Genomic DNA, 13046 nt, shown 5'->3' with positions numbered 1-13046 from the left:
GACGCTCTTCAGCGGCCCTGGAACTTGGGGTCGCGCTTCTCCAGGAAGCTCCGGACGCCTTCCTTGAAGTCGGCGCTCTGGAACAACGGGAGCAGCTGCAGGTAGACGTGGTGCACGTGCGCGTCGAACGGCTCGGACAGCGCCATCCGCATCATGCGTTTGGCGCCCTGGACCGCGAGCGGGGCGTTCGCGGCGATCTCGTTGGCGAGCGCGCGCGCCGCGGCGGGCAGCGCGTCGTCGTCGACCACCTGACTCACGAGGCCGAGCTCGAGACACTGCTGTGAGTCGAGCGTGCGCCCGGTGAAGATGATCTCGGCCGCCTTCGACCAGCCGACGAGCCGCGGCAGCAGCCACGTTCCGCCCGACTCGGGCAGCACGCCGCGCTTGGTGAACGCGGCCGCCAGCTTCGCGCGCCGCGCGGCGATGCGGATGTCGCAGCCCAGCGCGAGGTCCATGCCGTAGCCGGCCGCGCCGCCGTTCAGCGCGGCGATCACCGGCTTGTCGAGTGAGTGGAGCACCGTCGGTGGAGCGCTGCGCAGGTCGAGCGTGGCCGGCATCGGACCGCCGCCGCCGATTCCGCCGCCGCTCGAGGCGTCGCCCAGGTCGAGCCCCGCGCAGAAGCCGCGCCCCGCGCCCGTGATGATCACCACGCGCACGTCGCGGTCTTCGTTCGCCTCGACGAGTCTCTGGGCCAGCGCGGAGAGCATCGGCCCCGAGATGGCGTTCATGCGCTCGGGCCGGTTCAGCGTGAGCGTCGCGATCGGCCCGTCCTTGGCGTACAAGAGCTCGTCGGCCATGGCTCCCCCTTCCTCTCTTGGCGTGGCGTCGACTCTAGCACGCGTGGACTTTCGATTTTTGTTCGTATAGGCTTCGGGCATGGCTCGCTACCGAGAGCCGATCCGAGGCCGAGGCACCCCCGCCGCCCCTGCGAACCGCTTCGAGAGCGCTGCGCTCGAGCCGGACGCGGAGACCGGCTTCGACGACGAGCTCACCCCCGATCCACGCACGCAGTTCCTGCGCGACGCCTCGCGCTCGGCCATCGCTCGCAACCAGAGTCCCGACGTGGGCTTCGACGTCGGCATCAACCCGTACCGCGGCTGCGAGCACGGCTGCATCTACTGTCTCGCGCCCGAGACACCGGTGTTGCACGCCGACCTGACCTGGCGGCCGCTGGGCGAAGTGCGCCCGGGCGACTCACTCGTGGGCTTCGACGAGCACTGCAAGCCGCGCAGCACGCGCAAGCTGCGCGCCGCCACCGTGCTGGGCGTGTGGTGGTCGCGCAAGGAAAGCACGCGGCTCGTGACTCGCGGCGCCGAGCTCGTCACGACCGCCGAGCACCGCTGGCTGCAGGCGCGCAACTTCCGCTGGTGGCGCACGAGCCAGCTCGCGCCGGGCCGGTCGCTGCGGCGCGTGCCGGTGGAGTCGCAGTGCGAGATCGACGACGACTACCGGGCAGGATACATCGCGGGCCTGTCCGCGGCCGAGACACCGCGGCCGCAGGCGGCGTTCTGGCGCGTCAGCCTGGCCGAGGCCGGGGCGCTCGCGCGCGTGGCCGAGTATCTGAAGGCCTTCGGGCTGCCCGTGGTGGTCGGGCCTTCCCGGGTCGAGGTCCGCTCGCTGTGCGCGCTGGGCTCGATCGACAAGCTCGTGCACGTCGATCGCGCGAGCGCCAGCTACCGGCGCGGCTTCCTCGCCGGCAGCTTCGATGCCGGCGCGCGGCCCGAGAGCGAGGCCTTCGAGCGGGCGCGCCGCTGGGCGCAGTCACTCGGGCTCCGGATCGAGGCGCGGTCCAACGCCGAGCGCATGCGTTTCTTCGCCGCGTGCCGGCCCGCCGACCGGCGCAAGCTCGAGGCCGTGTTCGGGCACGAGCCCGCCTGGGAGCCCGAGCCGATCGAGGCGCTCGAGCCGGGCGGCGTGCGCGACGTGGTCGACATCCAGACCTCGACGGGCACGTTCTTCGCTGCGGGGCTGGCCACGCACAACTGCTACGCGCGGCCCACGCACGAGTATCTCGGATTCTCGGCCGGGCTCGACTTCGAGACCAAGATCGTCGTGAAGCACGACCTGCCCGAGCTGCTGCGCGCGCACCTGGCGCGGCCGAGCTGGAAGCCGCAAGTGATCGCCCTGTCGGGAGTGACCGACTGCTACCAGCCGGTCGAGCAGCGGCTGCGGCTCACTCGGCGCTGCCTGCAGGTGCTGGCCGAGTTCCGCAACCCGTGCTCGGTGATCACCAAGAGCCGGCTGGTGGCGCGCGACGCCGACGTGCTGCAGGAACTCGCGCGACACCAGGCGGTGTCGGTCACGGTCTCGCTCACCAGTCTCGACCCCGAGCTGGCGCGCAAGATGGAGCCGCGGGCGGCGCAGCCGCGCGCGCGGCTCGCCGCGATCGAGGCGCTGGCGCGCTCGGGCGTGCCCGTGGGCGTGAACCTCGCCCCGATCGTGCCGGGACTCACCGACCACGAGATCCCGGCGCTGGTCGCGGCGGCTGCCGCGGCGGGCGCGCGCTGGGCGGGCTGGCAGATCGTGCGCCTGCCCTACTCCGTGAAGGACCTGTTCGCGGCCTGGCTCGCCGACCACTTCCCCGACCGGCGCGACAAGGTGTTGCACCGCATCGAGTCCATGCGCCAAGGGAAGCTCAACGACTCCCGCTTCGGCATCCGCCACCGGGGCGTCGGCGTCTTCGCCGAGCAGATCGCCGAGTGGGTGTCACTGGCGCGCAAGCGCCACGGCATTCCGGCGCACGGGCCGGAGCTCTCGACCGCCGCCTTCCGCCGGCCGGGCGGCGCGCAGCTCGACCTGCTCTGACTCAGCCGGCGGCGTCGGCCTCGGCGCCGGCCTGGTCCTCGGCCTCGTCGCGCCGCAACAGCGAGCTCGCCACGCCCGGGCGCAGGATCGAGTACAGCGCCGGCACCAGAGTCACCGCGGCGAGCATGTTGATCGCCATCAGCACGATCAAGAGCTGCGCCATCTCGGCCTGGAAGCGCAGGTTCGAGAACACCCAGAAGCCGATCCCGCCGACCACGGTCGTACCGGTGAAAGTGACTGCCATGCCGGTCGTGCGCACCGCGGTGCGGATCGCCTCGTCGAGGTCCTTGCGCACCGCCATCTCCTGGCGGATCCGGTCGACGATGTAGATCGCGTAGTCGACGCCGACGCCCACGCCCACGGCCTGCACGGGCAGCGTGTTGATGTTGAGCCCGACCCCGCGCACAGCCATGTAGGCGAGTGACAGGAGCGTCGCCGTGGCGAGCTGCAGGAAGATGATTCCGCCGCTCACCGCGGAGCGGTAAGTCACCGAGTGCAGCACGAAGATCACGAACAGGATCAGCGAGATGTTCGCCAGGTGACCGCGTTCGACCTCGTCGTTCACGGCCGCGAGCGTGCCGAGCGCGCCGCCCGCCAGGATGAACTGCACGCCGCGCGTCCAGGTCTGGGTGGGCTGGTAGGTCGGCGCTGCGCCCTTCGACTTCTGGTCGTCGACGATCAGGTCCTGCGTGTTCACCGACACCGCGCGGATGCGCAGCTCGTCGTTCTCGAACCACTGGTCCACGGCCTTGGGGTCCCAGTTGGCCAGGCGCGCGGGCCACACGAACGAGTGACCCGGCTTCACGTGCTGCTTCTCCTTGGCGTACTTGTCGACGGAGCGCTGGCGGAAGTCGTCGATCCACGGCGGCAAGCCGTCTTTCGCGACGGTCTTCACCTCGAACGGCACGTACTCGTGGTCCTGCTGGCGCAGCACCTTCAGCGTGTGCGCGCGCGCGGGCAGGAGCGGTCCGATCATGTAGTAGAAGAAGTCGGTGACTCGCTCGCGGTCCCAGGGCGGCGCGCCCGGCGCCGCGTGGTGCTCGTCGAGCCGGATCTGGATCGCGCCCATCGGGTTGTCGGCGATGAACTTCTCGGCGGTCTCGATCGCCCGGCGGATGGTCGGCCCCTTGTGGTCGGGATAGAACGCGGTGAGCTGCGCGACGCGGCCGTTGACGTTGATGATCGAAGACAGCGCGCCCGGCGAGCTGTTCAGCCGGATGAAGATCAGGAACGCGCGCGCGGCCGCGCCGTCGGGGATCATCTCCTGCTTGGGCTCGCCGTTGCGGAACTGGCGGTTGGCCACGCGCACGATCTGCACCGGAGACACCACCGCGACCGCACCGGTCTCGCGCTTCAGCTTGCGCTCGAGTGACTGCATGTTGACCAGCACGTCGTGGTCTTCGACGCCGTCGTCGCGGTCGGCCTCCGCATAGATGGTCAGGTTGTCGGCGCCGCCGAATTTCTCGCCGATCTTCGCGATCGCCTGGTTGAAGGGGTGATTGGGCCAGAACAGCGGGATGCCCGGCTTGGCCTCGCCGATCGTCGACCAGGCGGCCACGGCCGCGGCCGAGCCCAGGAAGATGGCCACGAACGCGCCCACCACCGCCCAGCGTCCGACCGGGTGAGTCACCAGGTCACCCAGCAGCCCGACCAGGCGCCGCATCACGGCTGGCGTGTAGTGCCTGGACTCCTTGGGCGCGGGCAGGAAGCAGATCAGGATCGGGTGCAGGATCTCGACCGTCACCACGATCGCCGCGACCCAGAACGCGCCGAACACGCCCAGGTCGCGCATCTGCGGGATCGTGGTCACCAGGATCACGAGCAGCCCGGCCACGTCGGTCAGGATGCCCAGCGTGCCGGGCACGATCAGCTCGCCCATCGCGATCGCCGCGGCCTCGAGCTTGGCGCGCTCCGCGTCGCCGTAGATCGGGAAGAGCCGCTCGTAGTCTTCGAAGAAGCGCTCCGCCATCTGCACGGTGTGAGACACCGCGCGCGCGGTGATCAGCATGGGAATCACGAGCACCAGCGGATCGAACGCGATCCCCGCCCAGCCGGTGAACCCGGTGCCCCAGATCACGGTCGCGAAGGCCGCCACCATCGGAATCAGCACGCCGTGCCAGCGCCGGAAGTAGGCCCAGAGCAGCGCGAAGATCGCGAACACCGCGGCCACCACCGACAGACCGATCTCGCGCGAGTGAGCCAGGAGATATCCGACCGCGAGCGGCGCGCCGGTGATGTACACGTGGTGCTTGTCGTCGGCCTCGCGCTTCTGCAGCGCCATGAGATGGTCGAACACCGCGCGGTAGACCTCGAGGCTCGACAGCCGGTCGGTCACGAAGCCCGCGGTGATCAGCGCGGCCTTCTCGTCGGGAGATACCAGGAGCCGGCGCGCCTCGTCGGGCATGAGCTCGTTCGCCTTGCGGTGGATCTCGTCCGCCTCTTTCTGGGTGTCGGGCGGGTTCTCCATCAGGAGATTGGCGTTGAGCGTGCCGTCTTTCTCGTACTCGATGATGCGCGTCGACAGGTGCGTGATCGAGCGCACCGTGTCGTGATTCACCGGATAGGGCGGGAAGCGCCGGTCGAGCTCGGCGGCGATCTCGGCCTTGCTCTTCTTGCCCTCCTGGTCGAGGCGCTGCTTCTCGGCCTTGCGCTCGTCGGCACGCGGGTCGTAGTCCCAGCCGTCGAGTGACTTCGTGATGGCGTCGATCTTCGCCAGGTTCTCGGGCGTGTAGATCGTGCCCTCGTCGACGGTGTACAGGATCGCGACCGGCGTGGCGTTGCCGAAGTCACCCGCGAACTTGGCCTGCGCGTGGATGAAGGGGTGATCGGGGAGCTGTGCGCGCGCGTCGCTGCCCACGCGCACCTTGGGTCCCGGCAGCGGGTGACCCGCCGCGCTGAAGATGGCGTTCGCGATCGGATAGAAGAAGAAGCCCGTCGACAGGATCAGCAGGAACGCGATCGGCACGCGCCGCCGCACCACGAAGTGGCCGAAACGGGTGGTCGCGCGCTCGCTCATCAGCCAATCACCTCGACGGTCTTGCCGCCGCTCTCGACGGCGATGTCTGCGAACTCGGCCTCGCCCAGGCCGTGCTGGAAGATGCTCGTGGCGATCAGCCAGACGGCCACCGCGCGGCGCGGCGTGGCGCCGCCGATCGCGGCCGCGTGATCGGCCAGGATGGCGCGCCGCTCCGACTGCCACGCGCCCAGGCCCGCCGCACCCGTGCGCACGACCTGGTGCGTCTCGCGCGGGGTCCACTGCGGGATCGGGCAGGCGAAGCTCTTTCCGATCGGCAGGCTCGAGCTCCAGAACCACGACAGGTCTCGGCCGTCGTCGAACTCGAGCGCGACCGAGAGATAGTCGTGACTCAGAAGCGAGTCTTCGGGCTGGCTCGAGGGCAGCCGGTCGATCTTCCAGCGCCAGCGGATCTCACTCTCCGCATCGAGCGCCAGGTCGATCGGGCGGCGCAGGATCGCCACGTCGTCCTGGCAGCGGCAGGCGATCGAGTGACTCGCCCCCACGCGCTGCGCGCGGTACACCTCGCTCTGGCCCAGGAACCACAGGTAGCTCCAGCCGGCAGGTCGCACGGCGGGCGCGGCGAGTCTCTCGAGCTCGGCACTCACGAGCGGCTCGCCCGGGCTCGTGCTGGCCAGCGCCGCCAGACCCGGCTGCGCGTCGCCGCGCCAGCGCACGACCAGCACGTCGAGCGCGCCGCTCGTTCCCGCGTAGGCCTCGACGGGCGTCGCCAGCACGCCGTCGGGCGTCTTCCACTCGCCGTTGTAGACCGCGAGCTCGAGCGCGCCGTCGCGCTCGGCCCGGAAGCTCTGCGTGTCGCGCGTGCCGGTCCAGATCGGGCCGCGCCCGCCGATCCGGGCCCAGAGCGCGAAGCGCGGCCCGAACGAGAGACCCGCGGCCTCGGAGGTCACGATCCGTCCCTCGGCCAGCACCGAGACCTCCTCGCCCTTGGCGAGGCGCAGGCCGGTGTCCGTCCACGGCGGAACGTTCCCGGGCAGGCGCACGACGCGGGCCTCGGCGATCGTGCGCGCGCGCAGATCGGCCGGCAACGCGGCAGTCAGTCTGGCCCACCGATCGGCGAGCGCGCCCTGGGCGCTGGTCTTGTGCACGAGCCCTCCGCGCCCCCCGCGCGAGGCCGCACCCTACCATATGGTCGCATGGGCACCCTACCGGTGATCGCGCGAGCACCCTACCCGCGCTCCGCATGCTCCGGGGTGCTCGTATTGGGCAGCCCCGGATGCGCCCGCTCTACAACACCAGCTCCGCCATCTTTCGCATGACTTGCGGGTCGTGCGAGGACATCAGGAGGGTCGTGACCGGCGTGCCCTTCCAGGCGCTGAGCCGGTCGCGGATGCGCTCGATCGGCCCGACCAGCGAGATCTCGTCGGCGAAGGCGTCCGGCACCGCGGCGATCGCCTCGCCGCGCTTGTTCTCGAAGAACAGCTCCTGGATGCGGTCCGCCTCGGCCTCGTAGCCCATGCGGCCCATGAGCTCTTTGTGGAAGTTGTGCTGCTTCGCGCCCATGCCCCCGATGTAGAAGCCCAGCATCGCCTTCACGGGCGCGAGACCCGCCGAGACGTCGTCGGTGACGTTGACCAGGAGCCCCTGCACGACCTCGAAGCCGGGCTTTGCCTTCGCGAGTGACTGGGCGTAGACCTCGGGCCGGAACGGCGAGTAGTAGAGCGGCAGCCAGCCGTCGCAGATCTCGGCCGCGAGCGCCACGTTCTTCGGGCCCTCGGCGCCCAGGTAGATCGGCAGGTCGGCGCGCAGCGGGTGGACGATCGAGCGCAGCGGCTTGCCCAAGCCCCACGCGCCGGCGCCGGTGTAGGGCAGCGGGTAGTGCTTGCCCGCGTTGGTCACGGGTGACTCGCGGCGCAGCACCTGGCGCACGATCGAGACATACTCGCGCGTGCGCGCCAGCGGCTTGTCGAACGGCTGGCCGTACCAGCCCTCGACGACCTGCGGCCCCGAAACACCCAGCCCCAGGATCACCCGGCCCTTCGACAGGTGGTCGAGAGTGAGTGCGTGCATGGCGGTCGAGGCCGGCGTGCGCGCCGAGATCTGCACGATCCCGGTCGCGAGCTTGATGCGCGAGGTGTGCGCCCCGATCCAGGCCAGCGGCGTGAACGCGTCGGAGCCCCACGCCTCGGCCGTCCAGACCGAATCGAAGCCCAGGCGCTCCGCTTCTTGCGCGAGCTGCACGTGATTCGTCGGAGGCTGCGCCTGCCAGTAGCCGAGCTGGAGTCCGAGCTTCATGTCGCCGGAATGGTACTACGATTGCGAACGCGGTTTGTAACGTGTTCTAATTGCCTCCCTATGCGCCGCACCCCCCTGGCCAGCGTCACGAAGGCGAGCGCGGCGCCCCCGCCCAAGCTCGTCGCGAGCCAGCTGCGCCGCATGCGGCGCATCGTCGACACGGCCGTGGGGCTGGCCGAGCAGGGCGGCTTCGACGCGGTGCGGCTGCGCGACGTGGCCGAGCAGTCCGACGTCGCCCTGGGCACGCTCTACAAGTACTTCCGCAGCAAGGAAGACATCCTCTTGTTCGCGTTCGACGAGGGTGTGACTCGCCTGGAGCAGAGCCTGGCGACGCGTCCCGCCCAGGGACGCACCCCGCACGAGCGGGTCACGGGCTTCTTCCGGCGCGCCACGCGAGGGCTGCTGCGCAACGCGCAGCTCGGCAGCGCGCTGGTCCGGGCCATGTCGGGCAGCGAGCGCGAGACGGCGCAGCAGATCGCGGCCTCGAATCGGCGCATCGCGCGCATGATCGTGGCCTCGCTGCGCGACGCGCCCGGACTCTTGCTCGAGTCACTCGAGAGCTTCGAGCCCGGCGCGGAAGAGGCCGAGCTCGCCGATGCGCTGACCGGCGTGTGGTTCGCGGCGTTGATCGGCTGGGTGATCGGCGCCGAGCCCGATCCCGCCGCCATCCCGCGCAAGATTCGCGCCGCGGCGCGGCTCATGCTGGAGGGCGCGCGCTTCGACGCGCGGCCCGTGGAGGACTGACTTGTCACAGGACGCGCCGCTGACCGCGCGGCACCACCTCGAGTACGCCTACCGGCGCTCCGTCGGTCCGGTGCTCGGCCGCTTCTTCGCCGAGCTGCGCGAGCGCCGGCTGGTGGGAAACAAGACCCGCCAGGGCCGCGTGCTCGTGCCGCCTTCGGAGTACGACCCGGCGACCGGCGACGCCACGACGGGCGAGTTCGTGCCGGTGGGCCCGGGCGGCGTGGTGAAGAGCTGGACCTGGGTGACTGCGCCGCGCGCCAAGCAGCCGCTCCAACACCCCTTCGCGTACGCGCTGATCCAGCTCGACGGCGCAGACACTCCCCTGCTGCACGCGGTCGACGCCGGGGCCGAGTCGCGCATGCGCACCGGACTGCGCGTTCGGCCGCGCTGGCGCAGCGACACCAAGGGCGAGCCGGCCGACCTGGCCTGCTTCGAGCCGGAGGCCTGAGATGGCGGAGCTGGAGCTCGTGAAGAGCATCGTGACTCCCGTCGTGCTCGACTACGACTACGTGACCGGCCGCGCGCAGAGCCGCTTCCTGCGCGGCATCGCGGAGGGCCGCATCCTGGGCCAGCGCTGCCCCGAGTGCCGCCGTGTCTACGTGCCGGCGCGCGGCGCCTGTCCGCGCTGCGCGGTCGCGACCGAAGAGGAGCTGCAGGTCTCGGACAGGGGCACGGTCACAACGTTCTGCATCGTGCGCGTGCCGTCGGAGAACCTGTCGTTCACTCCGCCCTACGCCTGCGTCGCCGTGCTGCTCGACGGCGCGAACATCCCGTTCAACCACGTCCTGCAGGAGTGCCCGCTCGAACAGGTGCGCATGGGCATGCGCGTGCAGGCCGTGTGGGTCGACCGGAAGGACCTCGGGCCGTCGATGTCGAGCATCCGCTACTTCAAGCCCGTGGCCGAGCCCGACGCCGAGTTCGACTCGTACAAGGAGCACCTCTGATGCGCGACGTCGCGATCGTGTCGTTCGCGCAGTCGGCCAAGGCGCGCGAGCTGCGCAACGAGATCGAGATCCTGATGCCCGTGGTGCACGAGGCGGTCGGGGCCTCGCGCATGCCGCGCACCGAGATCGGCTTCACCTGCTCGGGCTCGAGTGACTACCTGCAGGGCCAGAGCTTCGCGTTCGTGGGCGCGCTCGACGCGGTGGGGGCCTGGCCGCCGATCCGCGAGTCACACGTCGAGATGGACGGCGCGTGGGCGCTGTACGAGGCCTGGATCAAGATCCAGACCGGCGACGTCGACTCCGCGCTCGTGTATTCGTTCGGCAAGTCGTCGCCGGGCGACATCGCGGAGGTGCTCGCGCTCCAGCTCGACCCCTACACGGTGACTCCGCTGTGGCCCGACGCGCACAGCCTGGCGGCGATCCAGGCGCGCGCGTTCCTCGAAGCCACGGGCAAGAGCGAGCGCGAGCTGGCCGAGGTGGTGGCGCGCAGCCGGCGGTCCGCGATCGGCAATCCACACGCCGTGGTCTCGGGCGAGTTCTCGGTCGAGAAGCTCCTGGCCGAGCCCTACGTGAGCTCGCCGCTGCGCGCGCACGACCTGCCGCCGGTGACCGACGGCGCGTCGGCGCTGGTCATGGTCGCGGGCGAGCGCGCGCGCCAGCTGTGCGAGCGGCCGGTATGGATCCGCGGCATCGACCATCGGATCGAGCCGCAGTCACTGGGCGCGCGCGAGCTCGTGCGCTCGGCTTCGAGCGAGATCGCGGGCGCAAAGGCGGGGGTGCACAAGGGCAAGGTCGACTTCGCCGAGCTGCACGCGCCCTACTCGCACCAGGAGCTGATCCTGCGCGCGGCGCTCGGGCTGGGCGAGAACGTAAAGATCAATCCGTCGGGCGGCGCGCTCGCGTCGCACGCGCTCATGGCCGCGGGCCTCGTGCGGATCGGCGAGGCGGCGGCGCGAATCATGGCCGGTCACGGCGACCGCGCAGTCGCCCACGCGACCCAGGGCCCCTGTCTGCAGCAGAACCTGGTTTGCGTCTTGGAGGGAGACTGATGGGCGAGCACAGCGCGGTCGTCGGGATCGGCCAGACCAAGTACGACGCCAAGCGCATCGACGTGTCGATGCCCGGACTGTGTCGCGAGGCGGCGCTGGCCGCGCTCGCCGACGCCGACCTGTCCTTCAAGGACATCGACGCGGTGGTGATCGGCAAGGCGCCCGACATGTTCGAGGGCGTGATGATGCCCGAGATGTTCCTGGCCGACGCGCTGGGCGCGGCGGGCAAGCCCATGATCCGCGTGCACACCGCGGGCAGCGTGGGCGGCTCGACCGGCATCGTGGCCTCGTCGCTGGTCGAGTCGGGCGTGTTCGAGCGCGTGCTGTGCGTGGCCTTCGAGAAGCAGTCCGAGTCGAACGCGATGTGGGCGCTCACCGTGTCGACACCGTTCAGTGTCGCGGTGATCGCGGGCGCGGGCGGCTACTTCGCGCCGCTCGTGCGCGGCTACATGCGCCGCTCGGGCGCGCCCGAGGACACCGGCATCCGCGTGGCGGTGAAGGACCGCCAGAACGCGCTCAAGAACCCCTACGCGCACGTGAAGATCCCGGGAGTCACCTTCGAGCAGGTGATGAACTCACCCATGCTCTGGGACCCGATCCGCTATCTCGAGACCTGCCCCTCTTCGGACGGCGCGTGCGCCATGGTCTTCGCCAGCGCGCGCGCGGCCGCGAAGTCACCCGGCAAGCCCGCGTGGGTGCACGCCACGGCGATGCGCTCCGAGCCGACCATGTTCGCCGGCCGCGACCAGGTGAACCCGATGGCCGGCCGCATGAACGCGAAGGACCTGTACGCCAAAGCCGGCATCACCAACCCGCGCAAGGAGATCGACTGCGCGGAGATCTACGTGCCCTTCAGCTGGTTCGAGCCCATGTGGATGGAGACCATGGGCTTCGCCGAGGAGGGCCAGGGCTGGCGGATGACTTACGAGGGCGCGACCGCGCTCGACGGCGACCTGCCGGTGAACATGTCGGGCGGCGTGCTGTCGTCCAACCCGATCGGCGCGTCGGGGCTGATCCGCTTCGCCGAGGCGGCCATGCAGGTGCGCGGCCAGGCGGGCGAGCACCAGGTCGACGGCGTGCACAAGGCGCTGGGGCACGCCTACGGCGGCGGGTCACAGTATTTCAGCACGTACATCGTCGCCGACCACAAACCCTGAGTCTCGGAGAGGGAGCACGGATGGCCGGTCTGGGTTTCTGGAATTTCGCGCAGCAGGACCCGTCGAAGCTGGCGCTGGTCGCGCCCGACGGCAGGGAATGGACGCGCGGCGAGCTGTACGCGCTGCAGAACCAGATCGCGAACGGCCTGCGCGCCGCGGGGCTGCAGCGCGGCGACGCGGTCGCGGTCGCGATGCCGAACTGCGCCGAGTTCATCGCGGTGAACCTCGCGTGCGCGCAGTCGGGCTGGTATCTCGTGCCGATCAACTGGCACCTCGCCGCGGGCGAGATCGCGTACATCCTGCAGGACAGCGAGGCCAAGGCGTTCATCGCGCACGAGCGCATCGGCCAGACCGCGCAGGCGGCGGCCGACGAGGCCGGCTTCCCCGGCTCACACCGCTTCGCGATCGGCCGCGTGAGTGGCTTCCGCCGCTTCAGCGACCTGGTGGCCGGGCAGGCCATGACTCCGCCGCCCGAGCGCTTCGCCGGCGCGGTCATGAACTACACCTCGGGCACGACCGGCAAGCCCAAGGGCGTGCGCCGGCCGCTCGCGCCGCTCGACCCCGATACGATCGCGACCCTGTTCACGGGCTTCCTCGCCATGTTCGGCATCAAGCCCGAGGACGGGAACGTGCACATCGTGGGCTCGCCGCTCTACCACACCGCGGTGCTGGTGTTCGGCTCGGCGTCGCTCAACATGGGGCATCCGCTCGTGCTGATGGAGAAGTGGACGCCCGAGGACTGCCTGCGGCTGATCGACCGCTACCGGGTCACCACGAGTCACATGGTGCCCACCCAGTTCCACCGCATGCTCGCGCTGCCGCCCGACGTGCGCGCCAAGTACGACTGCAGCTCGACGCGCACCATGGTGCACGCCGCCGCACCCTGCCCGCCCGACGTGAAGCGCCGCATGCTCGACTGGTGGGGGAACTCGATCTTCGAGTACTACGCCGCGACCGAGGGCGGTGGGACTCTGGTGACTCCGCAGGAATGGCGCCGCTTCCCGGGGACGGTCGGCAAGGCGTGGCCGGGCGCGGACATCAAGATCTACGACGACGCCGAGCAGGAGCAGGCCACCGG

Annotated in this window: 9 protein-coding genes and 1 pseudogene; 6 read left to right on the top strand and 4 right to left on the bottom strand. The window is 70.5% G+C overall.

Translation table 11 applies throughout. From position 1 onward, the window contains the following. Positions 1–8: 8 nt before the first annotated feature. Positions 9–797, bottom strand: a complete 789-nt coding sequence (locus VMR86_06655; GenBank protein HTO06721.1) for an enoyl-CoA hydratase-related protein — start codon at positions 795–797, stop codon at positions 9–11. A gap of 79 nt (positions 798–876) precedes the next feature. On the opposite strand from VMR86_06655, the gene VMR86_06650 reads away from it, so the two are divergent. Further along, on the top strand, positions 877–2805 hold the full coding sequence (locus VMR86_06650; protein ID HTO06720.1) for a PA0069 family radical SAM protein: 1929 nt from the start codon (positions 877–879) through the stop codon (positions 2803–2805). Position 2806: 1 nt separating this feature from the next. On the opposite strand, the gene VMR86_06645 is transcribed toward VMR86_06650, so the two are convergent. The 3 genes from VMR86_06645 to VMR86_06635 all read right to left on the bottom strand — a co-directional run bounded on the left by VMR86_06645 (position 2807) and on the right by VMR86_06635 (position 8074). Then, entirely contained in the window at positions 2807–5821 is a 3015-nt protein-coding gene (locus VMR86_06645; protein HTO06719.1) for an MMPL family transporter, read from the bottom strand. Beyond that, the gene (locus VMR86_06640) at positions 5821–6927 is read right to left on the bottom strand and encodes a DUF3047 domain-containing protein (protein ID HTO06718.1); all 1107 of its coding nucleotides are present in this window, start codon (positions 6925–6927) and stop codon (positions 5821–5823) included. Before VMR86_06640 ends, VMR86_06645 begins: the two co-directional genes overlap by 1 nt. Before the next feature lie 139 nt (positions 6928–7066). Next, positions 7067–8074: an LLM class F420-dependent oxidoreductase gene (locus VMR86_06635; protein ID HTO06717.1), complete on the bottom strand. Its 1008-nt coding sequence runs from the start codon at positions 8072–8074 to the stop codon at positions 7067–7069. A gap of 60 nt (positions 8075–8134) precedes the next feature. Between VMR86_06635 and VMR86_06630 the strand changes: the two genes are divergently transcribed. From VMR86_06630 to VMR86_06610, 5 genes and pseudogenes are all read left to right on the top strand, one after another. Then, positions 8135–8818 (top strand): TetR family transcriptional regulator, encoded by a 684-nt coding sequence (locus tag VMR86_06630; protein HTO06716.1) that lies wholly within the window; start codon positions 8135–8137, stop codon positions 8816–8818. A gap of 1 nt (position 8819) precedes the next feature. Further along, positions 8820–9762: pseudogene (locus tag VMR86_06625) on the top strand (OB-fold domain-containing protein). Then, positions 9762–10811, top strand: coding sequence for a thiolase domain-containing protein (locus tag VMR86_06620; GenBank protein HTO06715.1), 1050 nt, complete (start codon positions 9762–9764; stop codon positions 10809–10811). Before VMR86_06625 ends, VMR86_06620 begins: the two are co-directional and overlap by 1 nt. Beyond that, on the top strand, positions 10811–11968 hold the full coding sequence (locus tag VMR86_06615; protein HTO06714.1) for a thiolase domain-containing protein: 1158 nt from the start codon (positions 10811–10813) through the stop codon (positions 11966–11968). The genes VMR86_06620 and VMR86_06615 overlap by 1 nt, the downstream gene beginning before the upstream one ends. Before the next feature lie 20 nt (positions 11969–11988). Then, a partial coding sequence (locus VMR86_06610) for an AMP-binding protein (protein ID HTO06713.1) occupies positions 11989–13046 on the top strand: 1058 nt, incomplete at its 3' end.

The organism is Myxococcota bacterium (assembly GCA_035498015.1).
In the GTDB taxonomy this organism is placed as follows: Bacteria; Myxococcota_A; UBA9160; order SZUA-336; family SZUA-336; genus VGRW01.
The sequence above is the reverse complement of the archived record's forward strand: the minus strand, read 5'-3'. Positions and strand labels throughout refer to the sequence as shown.

Excerpts from the sequence above, each read along its gene's own strand:
- VMR86_06645 (HTO06719.1), bottom strand. The coding sequence starts at position 5,821 with ATGAGCGAGCGCGCGACCACCCGTTTCGGCCACTTCGTGGTGCGGCGG.
- VMR86_06620 (HTO06715.1), top strand. The coding sequence starts at position 9,762 with ATGCGCGACGTCGCGATCGTGTCGTTCGCGCAGTCGGCCAAGGCGCGC.
- VMR86_06650 (HTO06720.1), top strand. The coding sequence starts at position 877 with ATGGCTCGCTACCGAGAGCCGATCCGAGGCCGAGGCACCCCCGCCGCC.
- VMR86_06630 (HTO06716.1), top strand. The coding sequence starts at position 8,135 with ATGCGCCGCACCCCCCTGGCCAGCGTCACGAAGGCGAGCGCGGCGCCC.
- VMR86_06655 (HTO06721.1), bottom strand. The coding sequence starts at position 797 with ATGGCCGACGAGCTCTTGTACGCCAAGGACGGGCCGATCGCGACGCTC.
- VMR86_06615 (HTO06714.1), top strand. The coding sequence starts at position 10,811 with ATGGGCGAGCACAGCGCGGTCGTCGGGATCGGCCAGACCAAGTACGAC.
- VMR86_06635 (HTO06717.1), bottom strand. The coding sequence starts at position 8,074 with ATGAAGCTCGGACTCCAGCTCGGCTACTGGCAGGCGCAGCCTCCGACG.